This is a genomic window from Thermanaerothrix sp. (assembly GCF_056331585.1).
Window position 1 is genome coordinate 76813 of record NZ_JBWGPQ010000005.1, and the last position, 25894, is coordinate 102706.

The 25894-nt window shown below is 52.7% G+C and carries 22 protein-coding genes; 17 read left to right on the forward strand and 5 right to left on the reverse strand.

Translation table 11 applies throughout. The features are described from left to right. Positions 1-8 precede the first annotated feature (8 nt). From jag to AC01YT_RS03585, 6 genes are all read left to right on the forward strand, one after another. Positions 9-782, forward strand: a complete 774-nt coding sequence (gene jag, locus AC01YT_RS03560; RefSeq protein WP_476672832.1) for an RNA-binding cell elongation regulator Jag/EloR — start codon at positions 9-11, stop codon at positions 780-782. Positions 783-830: 48 nt separating this feature from the next. Further along, complete coding sequence (locus tag AC01YT_RS03565) at positions 831-1991, forward strand: glycosyltransferase (RefSeq protein ID WP_476672833.1); 1161 nt, start codon at positions 831-833, stop codon at positions 1989-1991. A gap of 22 nt (positions 1992-2013) precedes the next feature. Then, positions 2014-3345 (forward strand): thymidine phosphorylase, encoded by a 1332-nt coding sequence (locus AC01YT_RS03570; protein ID WP_476672834.1) that lies wholly within the window; start codon positions 2014-2016, stop codon positions 3343-3345. 84 nt (positions 3346-3429) lie between these two features. Further along, complete coding sequence (locus tag AC01YT_RS03575) at positions 3430-4221, forward strand: hypothetical protein (RefSeq protein ID WP_476672835.1); 792 nt, start codon at positions 3430-3432, stop codon at positions 4219-4221. After that, positions 4221-4637, forward strand: coding sequence for a M67 family metallopeptidase (locus tag AC01YT_RS03580; protein ID WP_476672836.1), 417 nt, complete (start codon positions 4221-4223; stop codon positions 4635-4637). The genes AC01YT_RS03575 and AC01YT_RS03580 overlap by 1 nt, the downstream gene beginning before the upstream one ends. A gap of 44 nt (positions 4638-4681) precedes the next feature. After that, a complete protein-coding gene (locus tag AC01YT_RS03585; RefSeq protein WP_476672837.1) occupies positions 4682-5395 on the forward strand; it encodes a glycerol-3-phosphate acyltransferase in 714 nt (237 codons plus the stop codon). A 7-nt stretch (positions 5396-5402) separates the two neighbouring features. Here AC01YT_RS03585 and AC01YT_RS03590 read toward each other — a convergent pair whose 3' ends face one another. After that, complete coding sequence (locus AC01YT_RS03590; protein ID WP_476672838.1) at positions 5403-6272, reverse strand: MBL fold metallo-hydrolase; 870 nt, start codon at positions 6270-6272, stop codon at positions 5403-5405. Between the two features lie 186 nt (positions 6273-6458). Between AC01YT_RS03590 and AC01YT_RS03595 the strand changes: the two genes are divergently transcribed. From AC01YT_RS03595 to uvrC, 4 genes are read left to right on the forward strand one after another with little or no spacing between them, the layout of a single operon-like run. Beyond that, entirely contained in the window at positions 6459-7505 is a 1047-nt protein-coding gene (locus AC01YT_RS03595) for a prohibitin family protein (RefSeq protein WP_476672839.1), read from the forward strand. An 8-nt stretch (positions 7506-7513) separates the two neighbouring features. Continuing rightward, positions 7514-8572 (forward strand): selenide, water dikinase SelD, encoded by a 1059-nt coding sequence (gene selD, locus AC01YT_RS03600; RefSeq protein WP_476672840.1) that lies wholly within the window; start codon positions 7514-7516, stop codon positions 8570-8572. A gap of 19 nt (positions 8573-8591) precedes the next feature. Then, on the forward strand, positions 8592-10241 hold the full coding sequence (gene ggt, locus AC01YT_RS03605; protein ID WP_476672841.1) for a gamma-glutamyltransferase: 1650 nt from the start codon (positions 8592-8594) through the stop codon (positions 10239-10241). Positions 10242-10284: 43 nt separating this feature from the next. Further along, complete coding sequence (gene uvrC / locus AC01YT_RS03610) at positions 10285-12150, forward strand: excinuclease ABC subunit UvrC (protein WP_476672842.1); 1866 nt, start codon at positions 10285-10287, stop codon at positions 12148-12150. A 4-nt stretch (positions 12151-12154) separates the two neighbouring features. Here uvrC and AC01YT_RS03615 read toward each other — a convergent pair whose 3' ends face one another. Beyond that, positions 12155-13156, reverse strand: a complete 1002-nt coding sequence (locus AC01YT_RS03615) for a lysylphosphatidylglycerol synthase transmembrane domain-containing protein (protein ID WP_476672843.1) — start codon at positions 13154-13156, stop codon at positions 12155-12157. A gap of 105 nt (positions 13157-13261) precedes the next feature. Here AC01YT_RS03615 and AC01YT_RS03620 point away from each other — a divergent pair, with 105 nt between their 5' ends. From AC01YT_RS03620 to AC01YT_RS03635, 4 genes are all read left to right on the forward strand, one after another. Continuing rightward, positions 13262-14110 carry a basic amino acid ABC transporter substrate-binding protein gene (locus AC01YT_RS03620; protein WP_476672844.1) on the forward strand — a complete coding sequence of 283 codons (849 nt, stop codon included), beginning with the start codon at positions 13262-13264 and terminating at the stop codon, positions 14108-14110. A gap of 82 nt (positions 14111-14192) precedes the next feature. Then, complete coding sequence (locus tag AC01YT_RS03625; protein WP_476672845.1) at positions 14193-14996, forward strand: amino acid ABC transporter permease; 804 nt, start codon at positions 14193-14195, stop codon at positions 14994-14996. Between the two features lie 3 nt (positions 14997-14999). Then, on the forward strand, positions 15000-15737 hold the full coding sequence (locus AC01YT_RS03630) for an amino acid ABC transporter ATP-binding protein (protein WP_476672846.1): 738 nt from the start codon (positions 15000-15002) through the stop codon (positions 15735-15737). A gap of 51 nt (positions 15738-15788) precedes the next feature. Then, entirely contained in the window at positions 15789-18275 is a 2487-nt protein-coding gene (locus AC01YT_RS03635) for a right-handed parallel beta-helix repeat-containing protein (RefSeq protein WP_476672847.1), read from the forward strand. Here AC01YT_RS03635 and AC01YT_RS03640 read toward each other — a convergent pair. Beyond that, complete coding sequence (locus AC01YT_RS03640) at positions 18257-18604, reverse strand: cupin domain-containing protein (RefSeq protein WP_476672848.1); 348 nt, start codon at positions 18602-18604, stop codon at positions 18257-18259. The two genes, AC01YT_RS03635 and AC01YT_RS03640, sit on opposite strands and share 19 nt — an antisense overlap. A 158-nt stretch (positions 18605-18762) precedes the next feature. Between AC01YT_RS03640 and AC01YT_RS03645 the strand changes: the two genes are divergently transcribed. The 3 genes from AC01YT_RS03645 (at position 18763) to priA (ending at position 23178) form a co-directional block, all read left to right on the forward strand. Continuing rightward, positions 18763-19707 carry a protoglobin domain-containing protein gene (locus AC01YT_RS03645; protein WP_476672849.1) on the forward strand — a complete coding sequence of 315 codons (945 nt, stop codon included), beginning with the start codon at positions 18763-18765 and terminating at the stop codon, positions 19705-19707. Positions 19708-19808: 101 nt separating this feature from the next. After that, a complete protein-coding gene (gene amrB / locus AC01YT_RS03650; protein WP_476672850.1) occupies positions 19809-20654 on the forward strand; it encodes an AmmeMemoRadiSam system protein B in 846 nt (281 codons plus the stop codon). Positions 20655-20676: 22 nt separating this feature from the next. Continuing rightward, positions 20677-23178: a replication restart helicase PriA gene (gene priA / locus AC01YT_RS03655; protein WP_476672851.1), complete on the forward strand. Its 2502-nt coding sequence runs from the start codon at positions 20677-20679 to the stop codon at positions 23176-23178. Between the two features lie 19 nt (positions 23179-23197). On the opposite strand, the gene AC01YT_RS03660 is transcribed toward priA, so the two are convergent. Continuing rightward, positions 23198-24301: a peptidoglycan DD-metalloendopeptidase family protein gene (locus AC01YT_RS03660; protein ID WP_476672852.1), complete on the reverse strand. Its 1104-nt coding sequence runs from the start codon at positions 24299-24301 to the stop codon at positions 23198-23200. Beyond that, the gene (rho, locus tag AC01YT_RS03665) at positions 24298-25572 is read right to left on the reverse strand and encodes a transcription termination factor Rho (RefSeq protein ID WP_315625973.1); all 1275 of its coding nucleotides are present in this window, start codon (positions 25570-25572) and stop codon (positions 24298-24300) included. Before rho ends, AC01YT_RS03660 begins: the two co-directional genes overlap by 4 nt. Positions 25573-25894: the final 322 nt, after the last annotated feature.

The following is a 25894-nucleotide window of genomic DNA, read 5'->3' on the forward strand; positions in this document are numbered from 1 at the left end:
GCGGTCTTATGAAACAAGAGCGGACAACTCTGGAGGTCATTGCGCCGACCGTTGAGGAAGCCATTGCGCGTGGATTGAATCAATTAGGGCTTTCCCAGGATCAGGTGGAGGTGGAAGTGTTGGATCCGGGTAGTCGGGGTTTTCTGGGAATCGGCAGCCGCCAAGCGAGGGTAAAAATCTCGGTCAAGGCGGCCGGCGAGGCTCAGGCCTCTGTTCGGTCAGATGTCAGTGGTGCTGGTACTCTAGAAGAGGAATACCCGACTGAGGCAGGAATGCCCTTGGGACAATGGGATGAACAAAAAGCCCTTGAGGTGGCACAACGGGTTGTTGGTGAATTGCTTGAAAAGATGAAAGTACAGGCCCGATTGCGGGTTCGCATTCAACCCCCACAAGAAGAGAATACTCAGCCTGCAGTTTGGATCGAAGTTCAAGGGGATGATTTGAGCATTTTAATCGGGCGCCGTTCGGAGACGCTGAATGCGTTGCAGTATATCAGCAGTTTGATTGTGAGCCGCGAAATGGGGGTTTGGGTGCCGCTCATTATTGATGTACAGGGATATCGTGCCCGGCGTGAACGACAGTTACGTATCCTTGCACGGCGAATGGCCGAACAGGCCGTGCTCACTGGACGGCGACAGGTGCTGGAACCCATGCCGGCAAACGAACGCCGTATCATTCACTTGGAACTGCGTGATCATCCGGATGTGGTGACCGAAAGCATTGGCGAGGAGCCCAATCGTAAGGTCACGATTGTGCCCAAGCGTCACTCCAGACGACCTTAGTGATAACAAACCTCCCCCGACGGGGAGGTTTTAACTTATGGAGCCACAATGACGTTTCATTGGAGTGATCCTCAGGATGGTATTTTGCTTTTTCTGCTGGTGCTTCTGGCGATTGCGTGTTCCAATCTGTGGTTCTTCAAACGGCCCTTTGCGTCTTTTCGTATTTCCCATTGGCCGCAAGTGGCTGTGTTAATTCCAGCGCGGAATGAAGCGCATAACCTTCCCCAATGTTTAGAGAGTGTGTCTCAGCAGGACTATCCCGGCGGGTTAGAAGTGTGGGTGTTGGATGATGAATCTAACGATGAAACGGGAGAGATAGCCACGCAGTTTGCCGCTAAGGACAGCCGCTTTCACTACCTGCGCGGGTTGCCCTTGCCAGAAGGATGGTTAGGAAAACACTGGGCTTGTCAACAATTGGCCGAAGCCACTAAGGCGGAGATCCTACTGTTCCTAGATGCAGATACAACTCTTGTTCCGTCTGCCGTGCAAAAAGCCGTGGCGACCTTTGAATTGGACCAGATTGATTTGCTCTCGCTAGTTCCTTATGAGGTTATGCAGACATGGGGCGAACGCCTGATTCAGCCCTTTTTCCTGTGGGCGATGCTGGCGTTTTATCCGTTGGGGCTGGCATTTCGTCTTCGGTGGGCAGATTTATCCTTCACGATTGGTCAGTTTTTGTTGATTCGGCGACAAACCTATTTTGCCATTGGTGGGCATGCGGCGATTCGAAATATCGTTGTGGATGATTTAGCGTTAGGTCGCAATACCGTCAGAGCGGGCTTTCGATGGCGCTTGATGGATGGAGGTGAATTGGTGCTCTGTCGTATGTATCGCTCTTGGCGTGAGGTGTTTGCGGGTTTTGCGAAAAATTTGTTTGCGGTTTTCAATTATCGCGTGTTACCTTTCCTTTTCGTCTTGGGCTGGTTAGGGTGGGTCTTTCTCCAGCCGTGGGTGGTGATCGGGATGTATGGGTTGGGTATTCCTTCGGTGTTTAGTGTGCAAAAGGCCTTGGAGGCCGTGCTAGCCTCATTAACGCTCTTTGGACTTATTTATGCCCGTCTGAGGATCCCTGTTTACCTTACAGTCTTCTATCCTCTTACCATAGGCATAAGCGTCCTAATTGGTTTATACTCATGCATACTTACTTTGCGAGGTGTTTCAGCCTGGAAGGGGCGGCGATTGGTCAAGCCGCGCATTCGCTGGTTATGATCTTTGAAGTGGAGGGTATCACGTGCGAGCGGTAGATATCATTATCAAAAAACGAGATGGGCTGGAACTTAGCCGGGAGGAAATAGAGTTTTTCATTCGTGGAATGGTCTCGGGAGAGATCCCGGACTATCAGGTCGCGGCCTGGGCAATGGCCGTGATGCTTCGGGGAATGACCGAGCAAGAAACAACTGACCTAACCTTAGCCATGGCCTACTCTGGCGAGGTTTTAGACTTAAGTCAAATTGTGCCCGTGGCGGTGGATAAACACTCTACTGGTGGGGTAGGGGATAAGACAACCTTGGTGGTCGAACCCACAGTGGCGGCTTGTGGTCTACCAGTTGGGAAAATGTCCGGGCGCGGGTTGGGTTTTAGCGGAGGCACGATAGATAAAATGGAGTCCATTCGCGGTTTCCGGACTACCCTCAGTGTAGAAGAGTTTCTCTTCAACCTGAAAAACTATGGGATTGTTTTGAGTGCCCAAACAGCGAACCTGGCACCTGCGGATGGCATTCTTTATGCTTTACGCGATGTTACGGGAACTGTGCCCTCTATTCCTTTGATTGCCTCCTCAATCATGAGTAAAAAGATTGCGGCGGGCGCGCAGGCAATTGTGTTAGACGTAAAAGTAGGCAAAGGGGCGTTCATGCGTACCCTGGATGAGGCGCGCCGCTTGGCTGAATTGATGGTGGCAATAGGAAAATTAAGTGGACGACGTGTGGTTGCGCTACTTAGCGATATGAATCAACCCCTGGGAAGGGCAGTAGGGAATGCCTTGGAGGTTGAAGAAGCCATCAGAACTCTGCACGGGGACGGACCGGCTGATTTTATAGAGCACTGCCTGGTGGTGGCTAGTTATATGCTGGTGCTTGGCGGTAAAGCCAAAGATTTAGATCAAGCCCGTCAGATGGCGGAAGACGCGATCCAAGAGCGCCGAGCCTGGGATAAATTCCGCACCTTAGTCAAAGTGCAGGGAGGGGATGTTGAACAGGTGGATCACCCGGAACTTCTCCCCCAGGCCAAATATATAGAGACGGTGAAATCGCCCAAAAGCGGCTACCTGAGCCAGGTGGATGCCCAACGGGTAGGCGAAACAGCTCTATTCCTTGGTGCAGGGCGGGCTAAAAAAGGCGACCCGATTGATCATGCGGTAGGGATAGAGGTGTTGCGCAAGGTGGGAGATTTCGTTGCATTGGGAGAGCCTTTGTTTGTCATCCACGCTAACCATTCTGATCACGTTACCGTGGCGGGAGAACAATTGCTTACAGCGTGCCAGTGGAGTGATCAGCCGGTGGAGCCATTGCCACTCTTCTATGGGGTGGTGGGTGACCTTCCTGTTGAAGAAGAGAAATCGTAAACAATCGTACAAACCATGGTGCAAGAGGGGAATCCTCGTTCTAAAGAAATACACGTAGTCGATACCGAGGGGGAGCGTATCCCGGTGACGCACCTCAGTCAGGTGGCTGCCGTAATTTGTTTGGGATATGCTGCTTTGCCCTTCTTGCACCCCTCGTTAGAGTCGCCCGTCTTGTCTTTACCCGGTTTCCTCCTTATTTTGCCGGTTTCTCTTTCCAGTTTGCCGGCCGTTTGGGTAACGTTGTTGGTCATAAGCGGTATGGATTGGATGTTACAAGAGCGCAGAGACCCTTTACCCTTACGTTCCCGTGTGGTACATTGGCCGCTACCAGCGCTTGTGGCTTGGGCTCTGAGCGTTCCACTGGGGACGCTTCAGGTGGGACTTCAGTGGTGGCTGATCTTTGGGTTAGGCAGCGCGTTGTTAATTGCAGTTATGGCTGCTGAGTATGTGGCGGCAGGACGTGTCGGGGCAGGGCAATTTTGGGCATATATCACCCTTACCGCGGCCTCTTTTGCCCTCTTTTTAATTCTTGTGGTGACTCTGCGTGCCACCGGAACGCGCTTGTATCTTCAATGGCTGGTGCTGGTGCCCGCCATTATGCTGATTGTTTTGCGGCATCTCTCCCTGCGTTTGACCGAACGGTGGGCCTGGGAGTGGGCAGCAGTGGTGGGGCTATTGATGGTTCAAGTTTCTACTGGTCTCCATTACCTTCCCCTAAAACCCTTGTCCTATGGGTTAACCTTAACAGGTTTGGCTTACGCTTTGACCAGCCTGGCAGGGGCGCTTGAGGAAGGACGTCCCTGGCGTAGTGCGTGGGTGGAGCCGGTGGTCATGTTATCGGTTTTGCTGTTATTAGCGGTTGTTCTTGAACGCTGATGGAACGGTCTTTGCGTTTATCCGCCAAGCAGAAGGCGATAATATTAGAGCATGTTGTGCATTGCGTTCCTGAAGAAGCCTGTGGCTTGCTAGGGGGGTGTGGATCTATTGTAAAGCGCATTATTCCAGTGACCAATCGTCTCCACAGCCCGGTACGCTTTTATATGGAGCCCACTGAACTTCTGAAGGCATTAGAGGCGCTGGAAGAAGAAGGGTTAGAGTTAATAGGGATTTTTCATTCGCATCCCCATGGGCCGGCAGTGCCCTCCGAGACGGATTTGAACGAGTTTGCTTACCCGGAAAGTCTGATGGTGATTCTTTCACCCCAAGGTAACGATTGGCAACTGCGTGCTTTTGAAATTGACACGGAGCATCACACCTTTCGTGAGGTTGATATAGTAATAGAAAAAGAGTAACTTTAAAGAGGAGTTCGGGTTTGGAAAAGAGGAGGTAAACAATAATGTCAGAAGTCGAAAAGATTCTGCTCACTCTGTTAGGATCATACCTAGTTGGAGCCATTCCTTTTGGGTTGATCGTGGTATGGGTGGCGCGGCGTCAAGATGTACGCCGTATTGGGAGTGGCCGCACTGGGGGGACAAATGTCATGCGTGCGGCAGGATGGCTAGCAGGGGCAATTACAGGCATTTTGGACGTGGTAAAGGGGTTGGCAACAGGATGGATAGCACGAGCGCTGGTGCCTGATAATCCCTGGGTTTTAGTGGGTTCGGCACTGCTGGCTGTTGTTGGTCACAATTATTCGGTGTTTCTGATCGAAAAACGCGAGCAAGGCGGGATTCGCTTAAGGGGTGGTGCGGGGGGAGCAACCGCATTGGGCGGTGCCATTGCCATATGGCCTTCCATTTGGATGTATATCCTTCCAATTGGCGTGCTGGTATATCTTTTTATAGGTTATGCTTCGGTAACCACGATTAGCGTGGCGGTGGTCACCACGGTGGTGTTCACGGTTCGGGCGCTTCAGGGCGAGGCGACGTGGATTTATGTCCTTTACGGGGTAGCCGTCCTGGGGGTAGTGTTATATGCCCTACGACCTAACCTTGAGCGCTTGCGACGAGGGACTGAACGCGCTGTAGGGCTGAGAGCCTATCTCCAAAAACGCCACGGACAGCGCGGTGGCTCTTCGATGAATTCCGGAAACCAGAATGCGATGCCGTGAAGTCCGTTTAGTCGCTGGCGGGAGTGGATTGGGAAACCGGCGTCCCTTCTTCACGGCTGAGTAAACGATAAAGGTAACGCACGTTGCGGCGGTGGAGTTCACGGGCTAATCCACCGAGATAGACGTGACTCTTCCCGCAGGATTCGATATCAATGGTGTCCAGAATTTCCTGCGGGTTGCGTCGCTTAAGCGCAGCACGCACAGCTTTGCGCACGGCGCTCAGGTAGGCCAGGTTTTCGCGCACGGCTTCGTCTATTTCTCCGCGCAAAATAATATCACCGTGACCTTGGACGATGTTTTCCAACCCCATTTTCCCAATGGCGCGAATCGTATCTGCGAGGGTGTCTAGATCGCCATCCACAAAATAGGGTAGGGGTAAGAATGCGTCGCCGGCAAAAAGCACGCGATCTTCTTCCACTAATACCGAGATACCATCAGCACTGTGCCCGGGCGTAGGAAAGAGCACCAGGTTTTTCTTGCCCACCCGTAGGGAAAGAGAGCCGTGTTCAAAAGTGAGGTGGGGCAGGATGAGTTTGACTTGCTTGAAGGCGGTGTTTTGGCGACGAGCCGACTCAAGGGCGGCGGGACCGCGCTGTTCAAGCAGTTGACGGCAGAGCGTGTGGCCGATGACCGTGGCCCCCGGGAAAAAACCGTTTCCCCAGGCATGATCGGCGTGATAATGGGTGTTGATAATGTAGCGCACTGGCACGCCTAATTGTTCTTCAATAAAGGCGCGCATCGCGAGAGTCTCTTCTGGAAGCGCCAAGGTGTCAATTAATACCGCCCAGTGAGGGCCGGTTACGGCGCCGGCGGTAACCTGGGCGTAGATGTCGCTTTGGAACCAGTAAACGTTTTCGGAGATGCGTTCGCGTTGCATGCTTACACCTGCGGACAAGAATAGAGTGTACCCCTGCTGATGACCTTGGGGTAAAAAAGGGGTCACGGCATTAACAATAGCATAAACGCGGGCAAATGTCAAAAAATTGCCATTGGGGATTGATTTACCCCGGTAGATTGGGAATTTGGATATAATTAGCCTGATGGCACACTGCGGAGGATAGCCATGAATATTGCCAGTTTATTACAAGGGTTTGCGTCGCTTATCTGGTTACTCTTAATTGCTCTTGTGGTGTTAAGTATTGTGCGTGCCGCGCAGAACCGGCCCTTGCGTAAAGCGGGCTCCATGATTTTGATCACGGTTATAATTGCTGTGGTCTCAAGTCTGATCGCGGCAGGGTTAGTTTTCATTGAGCCTCAGGAGCGGGGGGTGGTTATTTCTGCCATTTCTCCCAAAGGCTACCGCGACCAGGCGCTAGAGCCGGGTCTGCGGTGGGTGATTCCATTTGCGGAGTACGTGGTTCGTTACCCGATCTCAAATCAAACTTACACGATGTCCAAAGTTGCCAGGGAGGGCGATATTGTGGGAGATGATTCAATTGCCGCGCGTACAGCAGATGGGCAGGAAATTTTTGTGGATGCCTCGGTGATCTTTGCAGTGGACCCCAAAAAAGTGGTACAGGTACACATTAAGTGGCAGGACCGTTATGCTCAGGACTTAGTGCGCCCGCTGGCGCGGGGCATTGTGCGCGATGCGGTTTCCCAATACGGGGTTGAAGAGGTAGTAAGCCGCAAGCGGTTTGAGTTAGTGGATCGTATCCGGACCACTCTGGCGCAGAAGTTAGAAGAGAATGGTCTGGTGCTGGTGGATTTTGTTTTGCGCAATGTGACGTTCTCGCCTGAGTACGCGGCCTCTGTGGAACAAAAGCAGATTGCCGAGCAACAGGCGCAGCAAGCGCGATTCATCGTTGAACAGAAAAAGCAAGAAGCGGAACAAGCGCGCCAAATAGCGCAGGGTAAGGCCGATGCGGCGGTTATCGAAGCCAAGGGCCAGGCTGAGGCGCGCATTATCCAGGCTAAGGCAGAAGCCGAGGCACTTAAGGTCATTGCAGAAGCCCTGCGCGAAGATCCCGAATTACTTAACTATCTTTACATCACTAAACTTTCACCGAATATCCAAGCCTTATTGTTGCCCAGCAATGCACCGTTCATCTTACCGTTGCCAACGTCAACCACGCCGACACCACAGCCTCAAGTTACACCCATTCCGTGAGGTTACATATGGTAAATCCTCCCTCGGGGCGTCAGATTCGCTTGACCAGTCTTGCTACTTGTGCGGGTTGAGCCTCCAAGCTAAGCGCGGAAGCGCTGGCGCACGTGTTGCGCCCTCTCAGAGAGGTTTTTAACCCGCAGGACTATCCCAATCTCATGGTTGGGTTGGACCCCCCCGATGATGCAGCTGTTTGGCGGGTTGATGAAACGCACGCCATTGTCGTAACTACAGATTTCTTCACCCCCATTGTGGATGATCCTTACGCCTATGGGGCAATTGCGGCGGCCAACAGCCTCTCGGATGTGTATGCCATGGGAGGTGTGCCGTTTCTGGCGTTGAATATTGCGGCGTTGCCACCTAACTTGCCCCATGAATTGCTGAGTGAGATCCTACGTGGTGGGGCCGAGAAGGCGCGTGAGGCCGGGGTAGTTATCGCGGGTGGACACACCATCCAGGATAAGGAACCAAAATATGGTTTAGTGGTATTGGGTTGGGTCAATCCACAGCAGATGTTCACTAAAAGCGGAGCGCGTCCTGGAGATGTATTGGTATTGAGCAAGCCCCTGGGTTTTGGTGTAACGACGACGGCGCTAAAACGTGACTTAGCCCAACCCGAAGATGTCGAAGAAGCAGTAACTTGGATGATGCGTTTGAATCGCCATGCTGCTGAAATCGGGCATCAAGCTGGCCTGAAGGCCGCTACGGACGTCACTGGGTTTAGTTTGCTGGGGCATGGGCTGGAAATGGCGGATGCCAGCCGGGTGGGACTGCGCATTTACTATGACAAGATCCCCTTTCTCAAAGGGGCACGCGCTTACGCCGAGCAGTGGACGTTCCCGGGTGGTGCATCGGACAATCGCCTTTATTTCGGCGCGCATGTGCGTTTTGCCCCCACATTGGATGAGGCCGCCCAAATGCTGCTATTTGACCCCCAAACCAGTGGTGGATTACTGATAGCCGTGCCTAAACAAAAATTGGAGATTCTTCTGGCACAAGCGGAGACGCAAGGGCAACCGTTGTGGATCATCGGCGAAGTTGTTGAAGGGCGAGGTATTGAAGTTCTGTAAACGCCTTGGGCGGTTAATTATGGGGAGTTTTTCTTCGTTAAATGAATTCATGCCTTACCCCTCGCGGCGGTCGGTGGTCGTGGGTACTCGCGGAATGGCAGCTGCGTCACAGCCCCTGGCGGTTGCCGCGGGGATCCAGATGTTGGAGAAAGGTGGCAACGCTGCAGATGCGGCAGTGGCAATGGCGGCGGTATTGGCAGTGACCGAGCCTGGTTCGACCGGGTTAGGGGGTGATTGTTTTGCGCTCTATTACGAAGCGAGCACGCGGCAGATCTATGCTCTGAATGGTTCCGGGCGTGCTCCCCGCGCGTTAACGCTAGAACGCTTGCACCGAGAGGGTCTTAGCACGGAGTTGCCGCCATTTCACCCTTATACAATCACTGTGCCGGGGGCTTGCGCCGGCTGGTGCGACCTGGTGGAGGGGTTTGGGCGATTGAGCCTCGCCGCCATACTTGAACCATCTATCGAACTGGCTGAACGAGGGTTTGCGGTGGCACCACTTGCCGCCCATTTTTGGCAACGAGGTGCAGAGGTGCAGCTGCATCACGCCTTGAACGGCAGCGAACTGCTCATCGAGGGGCGCGCACCGCGGGCCGGCGAGGTGTTTCGTAACCCAAACCTGGCAGGTGTACTCCAGCAAATTGCCTTAAAAGGCAAAAAAGCCTTTTATGAAGGACCTATTGCTGAGGCCATTGTAGACACGGTTCAAGAGGCAGGGGGGTGCCTGGCGTTGGAAGACCTCGCCGAGCATTCCAGTACCTGGGACAAACCACTTTCTGTGACCTATCACCATCTTAAGGTTTGGGAGTGCCCCCCAAACGGACAAGGACTCACGGCGTTATTGGCGCTGAATATCTTGAAAGGGTTTAACCTTGCAGCTTTAGAACCGCTTTCGGCGCAACGTCTGCATCTCGAAATCGAAGCGTTGCGTTTAGCCTTTGCCGATGCCTTTCGTTTTATTGCTGATCCGGCATGGGTTGATTTGCCGGTAGAAGCCCTCTTGAGTGAGACCTATGCGGCAGAACGACGCGCATCAATCCATCCCCAGCAAGCCTTAATGCAAGTGAGCCCTGGCGAACCCTTGAAAGGCTCAGACACGGTGTATTTTTGTGTGGTGGATGAGATGGGCAATGCGTGTTCAATGGTTAACAGCAACTACATGGGATTTGGCACCGGCATTGTTCCACGCGGCTGTGGTTTTAGTCTGCAAAACCGGGGACTCAACTTCAGCCTTGATCTAAGTCACCCCAACGCACTTCAGCCCGGCAAACGTCCCTATCACACCATAATTCCAGCCTTGGTTACCCATGCGGAAGGTGACGCACTATTTGCCGCAGTAGGCGTTATGGGTGGGTATATGCAGCCACAGGGTCATGTGCAGGTGATCACTGCCCTGGTGGATGATGGGTTGGACCCTCAAAATGCTTTAGATCAACCTCGTTTCTGTGTGCAAGTCCAAGAGCCTGGTGGCCGTGTGGCTTTAGAGGAGGGCATTCCTGAGCAGACCCTGGAATCTCTATCGGCAATGGGCCATCCGATTGAGCGTATTAGCGGGATGGAGCGAGCACTTTTTGGACGTGGGCAGATTATCCTGCGCGACCGTGAAAGCGGGGTGTTGTGGGGCGGAAGTGATCCACGGGCGGATGGGTGTGCGCTGGCTCAAATCTGACCTGCCCATTCCCTTGAGGAGTTGGGGGCGTTAAAATTATGCCATGATGGCGCTGAGCGAACATATTCAGGGCATTTTAGAGACGATTCCCACCAAGCCAGGGTGTTACATCATAAAAAACGCCGCTGGCGAGGTGATATATGTGGGCAAAGCGATTAACCTACGGAACCGCGTGCGTTCCTATTTCCATGGCCCGGCAACGCATCCGCCCAAAGTGCGGCGTATGGTGCAACAAATTGCGGACATTGAATGGATAGTGGTGGGATCAGAACTGGAAGCACTGATCCTTGAGATGAACCTGATTAAGAAATATCGCCCACGCTACAATGTGCGGCTCAAGGATGATAAGCGCTATCCCTATATTAAAGTCCATTGGGCGGATGATTTCCCAAAGGTGACCGTAACCCGTCAAATGATGGAAGATGGCTCACGCTATTTTGGGCCTTATACCAGTGTGTGGGCTGTCCACCAGACCTTAGACGTGCTACGGCGTCTGTTCCCTTACCTGACATGTGATCGCAAGATCACTGGAAAAGACGAGCGGGCTTGTCTTTATTATGACATCAAATTGTGTGCAGCCCCTTGTATTGGGGCCATTGACCGCCAGCATTACCGCCAGATGATAGATGACCTGTGTCAGTTCCTGGAAGGTCGTACCGAACCCATTGTGACACGATTGCGCCAAGAGATGGAAGAGGCCGCCGAGGCGCTGAATTTTGAGCGTGCGGCAGCGTTGCGGGATCAAATTTTTGCGATCGAACGCGTGGTGGAAAAACAAAAAGTCATTACCACCGAGCAACTAGATTCAGATGTGATTGCCATGGCGCGGGATGATGGCGAGGCATGTGTGCAAGTGTTCTTCATTCGGAATGGCAAATTGATCGGACGTGAATACTTCATTTTAGAGGGTGCCCAAGATAGTGAAGATACCGAGGTGCTGGCCGAGTTTATCAAGCAGTTTTACGCCGAGGCCGCGAGCATTCCCTCCCAGGTGTTGCTCCCTCATGAGATTGAGGAGGCAAATATTATCCAGCAGTGGCTGCGGGATCGGCGGGGAGGGCCCAAGGTTGAATTGGTGGTGCCGCGACAAGGGATTTCGCAAGAATTGGTAGAGATGGCGGCGGAGAATGCTGTTGAGACCTTACGGGCGTTGCGCACCCAGTGGGAAACAGATAGGAATCGCCAGAGCCAGGCCCTGAGCGAATTGCAACAGGTATTGGGGTTGCCTTACCCGCCTAATCGCATTGAATGCTATGATATTTCCAATACACAGGGTACTTATGCGGTGGGAAGTATGGTGGTTTTTGAGCAGGGGGTGCCAAAGAAAGCCTATTACCGTCGCTTCAACATACAGACTGTAAGTGGCCCGGACGACTTTGCCAGTATGGAGGAAGTGCTTACCCGCCGCTTCCGTCGCTATTTAGCCGCTCAAGAACAAGCCCAACAGCCCGGAGGCAAAACCGATCCGGCTTTTGGGTTGTTACCAGATCTTTTGATTGTGGACGGGGGTAAAGGGCAATTAAGCCGTGCGGTCAGTGTGCTCGAACGCTTTGGTTTGCAGGATAAGGTTGCAGTGGCAGGGTTGGCCAAACAGCAGGAGGAGCTATTCCTTCCGGGGCGCAAGGATTCGCTCGTGCTTCCGCGTTATTCCCAGGGTTTATATTTGCTGCAACGGATTCGGGATGAAGCCCATCGCTTTGCGATTACCGCGCACCGTAACCGCCGCACGAAAGCCGGGCTAGCTTCGCGCTTGGATGCAATCCCTGGAATCGGCCCGGCGCGGCGTAAGGCATTATTGCAGCGCTTTGGCAGCCTGGATGCGATTCGTCAAGCCAGTATCGAGGAACTGACCAGTGTCAAAGGAATCACGCCGGAGATAGCCCAGGCCCTACGGGCTCATTTGGAGTAAGGGTTTATTCGCGCTCGAGTGAAAAGATGGGTTGTGTTTTTAGGCCCAGAAGATCAGGGAAAATGCCCCAGGTGATTAAGCCCAGGGTTACCCCAAACCATAAAGTAGCCAAACGAATTAAGAGTGTGGCTGCTGCTGCCTGGGCATGAGGGATATGCGCGAGCAACACTAACATCCCTGCGATAGAGGCTTCGGCGGCACCCAATCCCCCAGGCAAGGTGGATACAGCACCGATGACCGTGGAGAACGCCAGAATAAAGATGGCTAATCCCGCAGTGTGAGTAGTGGCCGGTAACCCCAAACCGGTCAGGATTATATAAAAACCGATGCCTTCACCAAGCCAAGAAATGCTGCCCAGTGAGACCGCGATGAATGTTGCTTGGGGTCGGAAGAGAAGAAATGCACCTTCATAGAATTGGCGCAACGGAGGGACCATGCGACTTAACCAACGCAGCCGACTTATGAGGTTGAGAACTCCCAAAATCAAAGGCCGAATCTGAGAGAGAATTACTCCGGTCACCAAAAGCAGAGTAATTGTAGCGAAAGCTGGCCAGTATTGGGGATAGGCGAGGACACCGGAGATCGAAAGAATCAGCACGGCCAAACCATCGCTAATGCGCTCGGCAAGGACAACCGAGATGCCCTGAGGGATGGGGAGACCACTTTTCTGATTCACCCAAACGGCTTTAAGTGCCTCTCCAACCTTACCTGGGGTAACAGCCAGAGGAAAACCGGCGACAAAGAGGCACAGGCTGCGATACCAAGGCAGGTTGGTGACCCCCATTTGATGAAGGTAATAATGCCACTTTATGAAGCGCAAGGTGTAGTTGAATAGGGTCAGTCCTAAAGCGAGTGGATAAACGCGCCACTTAAATGTTTGGGCCGTTTGAATGACTTGGCGAATGTCACCGAACAAGGCTAGCCCCAAGATCACCAGAAACCCCAGGACTAAGCCCAGTCCCAGGCGTCGCCACAAGGTGTAAACGGATAGCGGCTTGTTCGTCATCTGCCGTATTATACCTGCTGGGTGGTCGAGACAGGGATGGTATAATAATTTCAACCCTCATCCAGTTTTAGAATTCCCCAATCGAAGAGAAAAGGAGGAGATGCCGTGAAAAAGTTTGGTCTCAAAGTCCTGATGTTGGGAGTCGTTTTCGGCTTGCTGCTTGCCGCATGTCAATCGGCCGCAACATCAACCCCTGCGGCGGGTAGTCAGAGGGGATATCCCGCACCGACGAGTGAAGGTGCCGCCACACAAGCCACTGCTTATCCTGCTGCGACACAAATCACAGTGCGGGTGGCGACCGATGCTACTTTCCCACCCTTTGAGCTAGTGGATGAAACCACGAAGGAACTAACCGGCTTTGATGTGGAATTGATGAACGCGATTGCCCAAAAGGCGGGGTTCAAATTGGAGTGGACTAACCTTCCTTTTGATCCAATGCTTGCTGGCCTGTCTGAGTGCCAATATGATGCAGCCATTGCGGCGATCACTATTACCGATGAACGCAAGCAGTCTATGTTATTCTCGGATCCCTATATCAACGCGGGACAGATTGTTGTCGTGCGCAAAGGTGAAACGCGCATCAAGAGCAAGGATGATCTGAGTGGCATGACGGTAGGCGCACAACTTGGAACGACCGGCGCTATTGAAGCCCAGAAAATCCCCAATGTAAACTTCAAACCCTATGATACGTATGATTTAGCCTTCTTGGATCTTGCCAACGGTCAGATCGATGCTGTGATAGCCGATTATCCAACTGCACTTGGTTTTATCGGTAAAAACCCGGAGAAACTGGAGACCGTAGGGGAGGTCTTTACCGAGGAGTCCTATGGCATTGCTATCTGTAAGAATCGCGCTGACCTGGTGGATAAAATCAACACCGCACTTAAAGCGCTTAAGGATGAGGGATTCATTCAGCAACTCGAGCAAAAGTGGCTTGCCTCAGCCGCTCAGTGATGATAAAAAGACCTTAACAGGGCCGATGCGTTAGGCACCGGCCCTGTTTGTCATTTATTCTATTTGATCTGAGGTTTTTCCCATGAATCTCACCATGCGTGGCCCGATCCAACCGCAAGCAGCAAAAAAGTTTCGCGACCCCTGGTGGCTATTGGTTCTGGCAATTGTTCTTATCGTTGTGGCGTTGGTCTTGTTGCAGCCCGATCCTTTCCAGCGCATTCTATTGTTTGTTCGGGACGGGATCCAGGTCACCATTTATGTCACACTGGTTTCATTTGCCTTGGTGTTGATGCTGGGGTTAGTTGTTGGCTTGATTCGCCTCTCAAAATTAACTTTATTGCGCGGTATCGCCACCGTTTATGTTGAAGTCATTCGCGGTATCCCGGTTTTGGTGCAATTAATTTTCTGGTATTTTGCATTCCCATCGTTGGTCCAGGATATCGGACGCTCGTTGGGCTGGCAAGCGTTAATAGAATATCGTCCTAATCCTGTGGCCATGGCCATTTTGGGGTTGACCATTTGTTACGCCGCCTATATGAGCGAGGTATACCGCGCGGGTATTCAAAGCATCCCCCGGGGGCAGATGGAAGCTGCGCGCAGCCTAGGCATGTCCTATTTTCAGGCGATGCGTTACGTGATCCTGCCTCAGGCGGTGCGGGTAATCCTGCCGCCAGTAGGGAATGAATTCATTACGTTGCTTAAGGATTCATCCCTGACCAGCGTGGTGGCCGTGCCAGAACTGACTCGGCGTGGACGTGAATTTATGGCGGCCAGTTTTATCCCCTTGCAGACCTGGTTAATGGTGAGTTTGTTATACTTGGTGATGACCCTGCTGGCAACGCGAGTGGTGGCCTGGATTGAATATAAGACGCGGTTGGAGAAATAGGATATGGAACGAGAGCCGATTATTCATATTGAAAATGTGCACAAATGGTTTGGGCACGTGCACGCCCTGCGTGGAGTAAATTTAGATGTATACAAAGGGGAGGTTGTGGTCATCATCGGACCCTCGGGTTCGGGTAAGTCTACCTTACTGCGGTGCATCAATCGTTTGGAGGAATTCGATGAGGGAAAGATCATTGTGGATGGAATCCCACTGGACAGTGCTGAAAACATCAATGCTGTACGCACTGAGGTAGGGATGGTTTTTCAGCAGTTCAACCTCTTCCCTCATCTCAGCGTGCTGGAAAATATTTGCCTGGCTCAGCGGATTGTGCGCAAGCGGAAGAAAGAAGAAGCCGAAGCCATTGCCATGGAACTGCTGCGCAAGGTCGGTATTCCCGAAAAGGCGCATAATTACCCGGCTCAACTTTCAGGCGGGCAGCAGCAGCGGGTGGCGATTGCTCGTGCTTTGGCTATGAATCCTAAAATCATGCTGTTTGACGAGCCAACCAGTGCTCTCGACCCGGAGATGATTCAGGAGGTGCTGGATGTCATGCTTAGTTTGGCGCGGGAGGGAATGACCATGGTCGTGGTCTCCCACGAAATTGGCTTTGCCCGCGCCGCTGCTCATCGCGCGATTCTGATGGACGAGGGGCAAATTGTGGAAGAAGCCCCGCCGGACATATTATTTAACAACCCGCGTCACGAACGTACCCGTGCATTCTTGAGCAAAGTTCTGCATTAATGGCGCTAAACGGGCAGGGTTTTGGTTGAGTATTAAGTTAAGTGGGGTCATATGCGCGGTTTGGAGCGGTTTATTACGATTCTGATCGGGATAGGGATTCTTGTTGGTTGGGAACTAGGGACTCTCCCTTTAGCGCAAGCCCAGACAGCACAGTCAAATACCTTGTCTTTGGTGGGTCCTTTGGCTTGTCCAACCACAGGGTGTGCGGCTGGGCAGCGTCTGAACGTGCGGGCCGCGTTCTCGGTTGGGGTGTATGACCCGAACCAGTCCCCAAATGTACAGGTGTGTGTGTACACTCCTGGTAACTGGTCTGTTTCCGAGGTGACTTTTTCGCCCGAAGGAATCATTAGCGGCGCAACTTATGCAGTGGGCGACCTTTCTGCCTGCGAACCGGCACCTTCAGGGTATGAATTGAAAAACGGAGCCAGCGCAACGCTGGGGGTAGATCAATTTGGCGATGCCTTAGATTTTGCATTTCGCATTGGGGCAAATGCTGGATCCTCTGGCACGCTGCGAGTCCGAGTGTTAGAAAGGACCAGTAGTGGATGGGTGCGATTCCAGGACCTTTTCCTTTACCTGTGGATCATTCCGAAGGCAACCAACGTTTATGTCGCCAATGATGCTACAGCCTGTGGTCAATTCAGCCCTTGTTATGTCAATAGTTACGATGACCTCACCAACGGCGTTGGAACCGGGTTAAAAGACGCCGTGGATGCTGTAGATCCCGGGAGTGTGGTCAATCTACTGGGGGAGTACAGCATCAAAGGTCAAACGGTGGTCGTTGATAAGCCCCTGATTCTTCAAGGGATCAATAACGCCGCACTAACCTATGTGGGCAGTATTTGTGATCAGCCTATGCTTCATCTCAAAGGTGGCGTGACTCTGCGCGATTTGACAATCAAGGATGGCGCTTGTTCCTCACCCAGTCGTGATCTTGTCATCATCGAACCCACAGGAGATGTGCGTGTAGAACATATCACGCTGATCAATGGTAAAGATGCGCTTCATGTGTTAAGTGGCGGCGGGCAGGTGCTGGTTCAGTTTAGCCACATCCAGGGCAATCAAGGGTATGCAATTTTGAGCGAACCCGACTCATCTTCCGGCAGGATAGTGGCTGTAGGGAATAATCTCTATGGAAATCGCGCTGGGGCTCAGGTGGAATGCAACAATCGTGGCAAGGTCAACCATAATTTTCTGGGGTGGGGCGGTTCGCTTACGTCTGCCGTGTCCCAATGTGAATTCGACCCGATTAAAGCCCTTGGAGCACCGATTTTACGCCGTAATGAGCAAGCCGGGGTGAGTGGTACCCGAGTAACAGTTACTGAGACTAAAACCTACGCTTTTGAGAGGCGTATTGCCTTCCAGCGTGTTGGGGGGACTGATTTTGATCTTTACCTCATTGAACATGGAGCAGGTAGTACGCTTAATGTCCCCTTTACCGGGGGCTCAAGTGATGACCTGATCCCTTGTAGTAGTTATTGGGATATCTTTTTGGCTGAGGGATCATCTCCGAGCAGCACGTTAAACCTATTCTTTCGCTATGATCTGAGTCCGGGGTGCGTTTCTAGCGTTGAATCTGCTTTGTACTGCGGTAGCGGCAATCCGGCGCTTTATCCCCTGTGGTGGTATCATCCGGCCGGTAATATCACCCAAGGCTGGGATACAACAGGGCAACGTCCAACGGGTTCGGCAGCAGCGGGAAGTAATGGTCAAACGACCGTATGCTTGACGAACGAAAAGGAAATTCGGGTGGACATTGATAATGATGGGCGCCCCAACTTGCTTTCTGATTTGAGCTACTTGCCTTTTGTGGTAGGTTTACCAGCCCGCCCAGAAACCCTAACACCTTCGCTAACTGCCTCTTTTACCCCTACGATCACATTCACTGCTAGCATCACCCCAACTCGTACTGTAACTCGCACAATTACACCCATTCCCACCTGGACACGCTCGCCCACCCGCCCACTCTTACCTACTCGTACACGTACCCCGACGCCCACTCGCACACCTTTCGCGACGCGTACACCATCGCGAACCCCTTTTGGTGGGATGACTGTTACCCTGACAAGTCAGGTAACTTTTTCAGTGACCCCAACACCGCCGGGTTTTTCAGGTCAGACGCTAACCCCTGCAGGTTATCCCTTGTCATCTCCAACTGGTACCGGTTCGACATCTGAGCCGGCCTATCCAGGGGCAAAAACTCCAGTTCAAACGACGATCACACCTGGAAAGGGTTATCCAAGCGGTGGTATGACCACGCCGCCATCGCCACAGACTGCGGAGGCATCCGCCGAATCTCCGATAATTACGCCGAGTGCAACCACCAGTACGAAACCTCTCCAACCCGATCCTCAGGGGGTAATCTGGGCGGTTGTTTTGGGCGGGAGTTTTCTGGTGAGTGCGGTGTTATGGGGTTATTGGCATTACCGCCGTTATCTTAAAAAGAAGTCCTTGATCTGGGTTGAAGATACCCAATCTTCCACTAAAGCGGAAACCCCATCATCTGATGAACCGAGTGATCATTCTCCATCCTTATGAACGAGAGGATCCGGGAGCATCAATAGAAGCATGCGCACGTTGGTGTGAGCCACCAGGGTGTGGGGGGTTTTGGCTTCCATAAAGAGCCAAGCACCGCTTTGGAGCCGGTACTCATCTCCACCGACCTTCAAATCGCACTCACCTTCGAGGATATGGATGACTGCTGGAACGGAGGTAGTGTGTTCGGATAGTTCTTGTCCGGTGGCGAAGAGGAAGAGAATGGCCTTTAGGCGGGGATGCTGAAGAAGGGAGTGGCTCAATATGCTGTTGGGAGGTGGGTTAGGGACGATGGTGGATAGATCTTTGTAAAGAGTGTAAAGTTTTGTCATTGCGATACATTCTAAATTGGAGATTGCGGCTACTATAACTTGATGTAGAAAAAACGGCTTTGCGTTGGCGCAAATTTCTTGTTGCGTTATCGCAAACTCATTATTCATTCTTGTTCCTATAATGAAAGAAATTCCCCTTGTAGAAAGGCAGAGATATTATGGAGAAAGTGTTGGATTGGCAGATTACTCCTTTGGCATGGACTGTAACGAATCTAAGTGCCCCGGCATGGGAACTTCGTGGCTTAGATCCTTTACCCCAAGAAATGTGGGATCACCTAAAGGCATTTCTCCATCTTGAGGAGGATGATATTCAAGCCATGCTTGAAACAGTTGAGCCCTTGCTGGAAAAAGGGCACTCCCTAGTGGTGGAAAACTATGCTTATTTAGAATCCTTTCCGGAAACGGCGGCATTATTGGGGTGGCGTGGGGGTGCGGATGCGGCGCATTTGGCCGAGCGGCGGCGCTTTTTCTCAGTATGGTTAGCGCGTACGCTGGGTTTGGATTTTGGTCATGATTTCGCCTCTTATCTCTTCCGTGCAGGCCAAATGCACGCCGGGCATGGCAAGCGACACATCCACATCCCAAGCATCTACGTCGCCGGGGCAATTGGGTTAATGACGGCAGCGTTTGGTCGCGTCTTGGAGCAAACTCAACTAGACGCCAATGTCAGGTTGAGAGCACTGGCGGGTTGGAATAAGGTGTTTATTCTGCACCTCCAGATGATGCTGCGTGGCTATCAGAGTGCTTTGGCGCTTGATGAGGGAGATATTGAGATTAGGGTCAATGTTTATGGGCGTATGCGGATGCTTATTGGACGAGAGGCGATCTCAATTAGGATCTTTTCCGGACAGACCGTCTTGGATATCTTGCGCAAGTTTTTCAATTATTTTCCTCAAGTTCGTTCAGAGGCTTTGGAAAGCCGGTGGGAAAGCCATCACCATGAAGACGCTCGTGGAAACCCCTGGATGGGTGTGGAAAGGATTTACCAACCTCGTTCTGGTTGGCGGGTGCTACGAAATGGACGGGATATAGCCTATCTCGAACCCAAGCAATGGCGATTGGTGGCGGGGGATCAGGTGGCAATTTTCCCCCCTGGGCGATAGTAAGCAAAGGAGAAGAACTCCGCTCACGGGTTTAAAAAAGCCTGTTGAAACCCTTGTGGGACTGGTTATACTATAATAAAACACCAGAGCGGAGGTTTTCAATGACCGTCGTTCCAGAGGTACGTCCTTCACCCATCGCAGGTTTATGGTATAGCGGTGATCCGCTCGAATTGGCTGAGCGGGTGGACCGTTACCTTGCCGAGGCTAAACTACCCCCTCTGGTGGGAGAGGTGGTAGGAGTAGTTGCCCCCCATGCCGGACATCGCTACTCGGGGCGTACGGCGGGTTACGCTTTTCGAACTGTTTTAGACCAAGAACGGGATTTAGTGGTCGTGGTATCGCCTTTTCACCGCTTTCATCCGGCTCCTGTTCTGACCACAGCTCACCAGATGTACGAGACACCATTGGGCACAATTGAGGTTGCTCATGATCTATTAGAAGAACTGGATCAGGCATTGAGGCGAAAATTTCAGGTGGGCTTAACCTCGATTGCAAATGATGATGAACACTCGCTCGAAATTGAACTTCCATTTCTACAGCGGGCGTTGCGGGGGCGTTTTCGTCTGCTTCCACTTATGCTGCGGAGTAAAAATGACACCTTATTAAAGGTATTAGGGCAAACATTAGCCGAAGTGGTTAAGGGGCAGGGTTATTTATTAGTGGCCAGCACGGATTTATCCCACTTTTATCCGGAAAAAGTGGCGCGCCGTTTGGATGGTGAGATGTTGCGCCAGATAGCGCGCTTCTCTCCCGAAGGGGTCTTACAGGCGGAGGAAACCGGTACGGGTTATGCCTGTGGTGTGGCGGCGGTGGTAACTGTTCTGATTGCCGCAAAGGCTTTGGGCGCCAACCACGTCGAAATCCTGGATTACACTACCTCAGCTGATGCCACGGGGGATACCACCTCGGTGGTAGGGTATGGTGCTGCTGCTATCCTCCGCCGCTAACGCATAGATTTTCAGGTGAACTTTGGGCAACGAAGTGCATCGTTATGCTCGGGTTGTATTAGATCTCCCCGGGGTGGGGCGAGAATTTGACTACGTAATTCCTTTGGCATTGCAGGGACGGGTGCAGAAAGGGACATTAGTGGTGGTCCCGTTTAGCGACCGGCGGGCTTACGGGATTGTCATAGAAACTTGTACTCAATCCGAGTATGCTCAGCGGATGATTGAGTCTGTGCTGGATGACCGTCCGGTGGTTACCCCTTCTCAAATAGAACTGGCGCGTATCCTCAGCGAAAACACCCTCTCACCCTTAGGCGCTATCCTTTTTGCTATGTTGCCCCCAGGGTTATCCCAGCAAGCCGATGTGCTCTACACATGGCTTGGTGCGGACGAGATAGGCGAAGTGGGTGAAACCGAAAGGGCGCTCATGCGCTTATTGGTGCGGCGTGGTCCCTTACGGGGGCGACAGATTGATGCAGCACTGCCTTATCGGGACTGGCGCACTGCCGCCCGCCGCCTGATCCGCCGCGGATTGCTGCGTGCCGAGCCAGTTTTGCCGCCCTCTTCGGTTCGCCCCAAGGTCGTGCGTACTGCTCAGTTGGCTTGCTCACCGGAAGAGGCGCAAGCCCAGTTGCCCTATCTTGGGCGACCGGGTTCTGTGGCACTTATACGTCGTCAAACAATGTTGCGTTTTCTGATCCAGGAACCCTGGCCGCTAGATGTGACCTGGTTGTATGCCGTGAGTGGGGGAAACCGCGCCGATTTGGATTACTTAGCCGAGATGGGATTAATTCGGCTGAGTGAAACTGAGGTTTGGCGTGATCCGCTGGAAGGAATTGCTATAGTAGACGAACCCACGGCGCCGCTTAACCTTACCTCTGATCAGCAGCGTGCTCTAGAGGTCGTTCTAGAATGTCTGCATCTGTCTGAGGAAGCCGCCAAAAAACCGATTCTGCTCTTCGGAGTGACGGGATCGGGCAAAACTGAGATTTACCTCCAAAGTGTTGCGGAAGCCCTGGTACAAGGAAAGCAGGCGCTTGTCCTGGTGCCGGAAATTGCGCTCACGCCTCAACTGGTGCGGCGCTTCCTAGCGCGCTTTCCAGGTCAGGTGGGTCTGATCCATTCGCGCCTTTCTGCGGGGGAGCGTTATGACACCTGGCGCCGGGCGCGGGATGGGCGTTTGGGTGTTGTAGTCGGCCCACGGAGTGCGCTTTTTACGCCCATGGAGCGCTTGGGGCTGATTATTTTAGATGAAGCCCATGAGCCCTCATATTACCAAAGTGAAACTCCCCCTTATTACCATGCGGTACAGGCCGCCATAGAATACGCGCGCCTGACCGGTAGTGTGTTAGTACTTGGATCTGCAACCCCCGATATTGTGCAGTATTATCGGGCTCAGAAAGAGGGTTGGCCAGTTTTAAGGTTACCCGAACGGGTGCAGACTGTTCTGGCTCCAACAGGGCAAGAAAGCCCAAGTGTGACGGTTATGCCGGCTCCTCTCCCCCAAGTCAAAATTGTGGATATGCGGCTGGAACTTAAGGCCGGTAATCGTTCCATTTTCAGTCGGGCATTGTTAGAGAATCTGGAGCAGGTCATTCAGGCGGGGCAACAGGCAATTCTTTACCTGAACCGCTTAGGAGCGTCTACTTATGTGTTTTGTCGTGAGTGCGGTTATGTGCTTAAGTGCCCGCGGTGCGATATCCCCTTAACTTACCATCTAGATCCGGCTGAATTGATTTGTCATCGGTGCAACTATCGGCGGCTGGTGCCGAAGACCTGCCCTCAATGTGGAGGGCATGAATTTCGCCATTATGGTTTGGGGACAGAGCGCGTGGAGCAGGAACTGGGGCGCACTTTTCCGGGAATCCGCATTCTGCGATTGGATTCTTCGACCAGCCGGGTCAAGGGCGCAGTAGATTTGATCTTGACCCATTTTGCTCATCATCAGGCCGATGTTTTGATTGGGACACAGATGCTGGCCAAAGGATTGGATCTACCGCTGGTTACATTGGTTGGCATCGTCCTTGCTGATGTAGGATTAACCCTGCCGGATTTTCGGGCTGCGGAACGGGCCTTTCAACTGCTCACGCAGGTGTCCGGACGGGCAGGGCGTGGGCCATGGGGGGGGCGCGTGATCTTGCAAACGTTTCAGCCCGAGCATTATGCCATTCGCTTTGCCGCTCATCACGATTATGAAGGCTTTTTCCATCATGAACTGGAGTTAAGGCGCACCATAGGCTATCCACCTTTTGCCCGTCTGGTACGCTTGGAATTCCGGCATAAAGATCGGCGTACGGTTGAACAGGAAAGTGAGAGAATGGCGGAGCATATCCGGCGTTGGATGAATGAAAGTGACCAACCTCGCTGCGAGGTGATTGGGCCGACGCCCTGTTTTTACACTCGATTAGAAGGCCGGTATCGTTGGCAGATTGTTCTGCGCGGCGAAGATCCAACCCTTCTATTGCGTCCGCACCTTTCCGAATTAAAAGACTGGCGGGTCGAAGTGGACCCGCCTAGCCTGCTCTAGAATGCGAGCGGAATACTAACTAAGGTAGCACATACCAGGGGTTGACAAACCCACCCATATAGCGCACCTCAAAGTGAAGGTGAGGGCCAGTGGATCGTCCTGTGCTTCCAGCCAGGCCGATGACCTGTCCCTGGCGCACGCTTGCACCGCAACTTACCCGGATGGCGCTAAGATGGGCATATAGCGTTTGATAGCCGTTACCGTGATCAATCATCACCATATTCCCGTAGCCGCCGCTGATCCAACCAGCATAGACCACCACGCCACTATCAGCGGCATATATCGGATCGCCCATGCCGGCAGCAATATCAATGGCCATATGGCCATCCCAGTAATCATTGCCCGAAAGGACGTGTTGTGGCGTGGGCCAGATGAAGGTGCCGCTTCCATAAGCGCCGCCTTGGCTGGTATCGCAGGCACCGGGACCAAGGATGCTCTTATTAACCCCCGCGGGACCGCGCGGAATGCTGGGTACGACCCAAGTGCGGAATTCGCGACGCCCACCCGGAACCATCACGTATTGGCCCGGCTCGATAACCGGATTGGTAATATCCAGTTTATTCCCTGGCCAGAGTAAGATGTCTTCGGGTTTGGCCTGGAAAGAAGCGGCAACCGATTCGAGAGTATCACCTTCTTTCCATTTGTAGTAAACCCCATCGGTGGGGGGGATGATCAATTTAAGCCCAACCTCAATCATGTGTGGATCATCATTCAAGACGTCGTAATTCGCCCATAAGACGCTCTCGGGCTTGAGGTTGAACTTCTTGGCAATTCCAAAAATGGAATCTCCCTTCTGAACCTCATAAGTAATGGCACCTTCCCGGGGTTGGGAAGCCACAATCGTGTGGGGGTTTGCCGTGCGGGTTATGAAATCTTGACCTTGTGATTCCGGAAGCGGTGGGAGCGTGGCAGCGCCGCTGTTGGCTGGTAGTTCTGGTGGCGTATGTAAAGAGTCGCTCGGGGCAGAGGAAGATGCCGCGGTCACATGTTGGACAATGAGAAACACTGCCAACGCCAGCATCGCGGCGGCAACCAGCCAAAGTAACCGTGCCAGCCAAGGTAATGAAGTGTCCCCCGAAGTCTCCGGAATCCGCGGTGCGCGGGTCGGGGTGACTTGGGTCACAATTCCTCCGTTAAGGTTTCCAGAAACTCCATATTATTTTTAGTGCGAAGCATACGTTGCAAAATGGCTTCAGTAGCAACAGCCGGATCCATGCCTGCGCCTTGTGGTGGTGGGCTGATCATTTGCAAATACATGCGCCGCATTAACCAGACGCGCTGTAAGATGTCAGGGCCAAGAAGTAATTCCTCGCGGCGGGTTGAGGAACGCTCGATATCAATGGCGGGGAAGATGCGGCGCTCCTGCAAACGGCGTGAGAGGTGTAATTCCATGTTACCGGTGCCCTTGAATTCCTCGTACACCACATCATCTAACCGTGATCCGGTATCCACCAGCGCCGTGGCGATAATGGTGAGTGATCCACCTTCTTCGACGTTGCGCGCGGCACCGAAGAAACGTTTGGGTGGGTAAAGCGCTGAGGGATCCATACCACCCGATAGTGTACGTCCAGATGGGGTCACCACGAGATTATAAGCACGAGCCAAGCGGGTGAGTGAGTCAAGCAAAATGACCACATCACGCCCAATCTCTACCAGGCGCTTGGCACGTTCGAGTGTGATTTCCGCGGTTCGCACGTGTGAGGTTACCGGCTCATCAAAGGTTGAGGCAACGACCTCAGCTTCAACCGAGCGGTCCATGTCGGTCACTTCTTCCGGACGCTCACCGATCAGGGCAATGATAAGGTGAACCTCAGGGTATTTTGTGGAGATAGCATTTGCGATCTGTTTCAAGATCGTTGTCTTGCCCGCTTTAGGCGGAGAGACGATGAGTCCGCGCTGTCCCCGCCCGATAGGGGCAATCAAATTGATCAGGCGGGTTGAAAGGATGGTGGGATCAGTTTCCAGGTCGAAGCGCTTGTTGGGGAAGATTGGGGTGAGGCGTTCAAACACAGGGCGATCACGCGCTTCCTCGGGTGAAAGACCGTTGATCGTTTCGACTCTTACTAGCCCATAGTGACGTTCGGCTTCGCGGGGAGGACGCACGACGCCGATAACCAGATCGCCCATACGTAGGTCGTAACGCCGTAACTGAGCCTGCGAGACATAGACATCGTCCGGGCCAATTTGATAGTTTTTACGCAAGAAGCCAATTCCCTCGGGCAGGATTTCAAGGATTCCCCCACGCACTTCTAGCCCTTCGCGTTCGGCTTCTACCTGGCGGATGGCCAGGATGAGGTTTTCTTTTTTCATGCGCGAGGCATTGGGGATATTCATTTCTCTGGCGATCTGGCGCAGATCCGCCAGGGTGGCTTTTTCAAGCTCAAGGAACTTCATATGGGTTTATCCGTATTGGTTTGGGTTTAGAATGGGGTTGGAATTATACCATGCCTATAGAGGAGCATTCATGCTCTTTAGCCGCTAATTCTGAGGTTTCATACGCATAAATGAAGAAATTCTGAGCGGCCCCCTAAGTGATATGCTCGCTCCATAAGGTAATTGGATTATAACATGATGAACTATGGATTGCAAGCCGGCCGCGTTGTTCCAGCAATTCTCAATATGAAAAAAGGCAGGAGCGAGGACTAGCCAAAAGGGGGAAGACGGATAACCTGAAAGGCCCTATGCTTAGCGAATTAAGATTACCCCACCTGATCAA